The sequence below is a fragment of the Yersinia nurmii genome, assembly GCF_001112925.1.
In the GTDB taxonomy this organism is placed as follows: domain Bacteria; phylum Pseudomonadota; class Gammaproteobacteria; order Enterobacterales; family Enterobacteriaceae; genus Yersinia; species Yersinia nurmii.
In genome coordinates, this window is sequence record NZ_CPYD01000040.1 from 1 (window position 1) to 434 (window position 434).

Below are 434 nucleotides of genomic sequence, written 5' to 3' on the forward strand. Positions count from 1 at the left end.
GCATCCAAAACACCGTCAGTTGATAGCAGCGCCGCCAGCATTGCGGCGTCAGTGTTTCTGCCGTTTCGTGATACCGATTGCTTCCTTCGCGTCTCGAAAGCCACTCTCGATTCAACATCAACACCGACGACACCGGCGGCATCATTTCTTACTGCGTCCCAACCGGAAAGACCGGTGGAATAAATCTGGTTTAGTTCCCCCACCCCGCAGGGGATCGGCCCAGTGGTCTGATTCTGGAATTGGATGTCAACATGACCGCTGGAACCTATGGATGCCCCATTAATTGACTGATAGATATATCCAGACTCATCCATCGCCGTGCTACCCGCAGGGATATGCCGCCCCACGCCACCGGTGCATGTCGCGGTAACAATTGTTCCCTGCGCAGCGATCCGCTCCATGAAGTAAATGCTGCCAATACCATCCTGAAATCT

1 protein-coding gene is annotated in these 434 nt (G+C 53.9%); it reads right to left on the bottom strand.

The features are described from left to right. The coding region (locus AD970_RS18440) for a baseplate J/gp47 family protein (RefSeq protein ID WP_049602469.1) at positions 1–434 on the bottom strand (434 nt) is incomplete at both ends.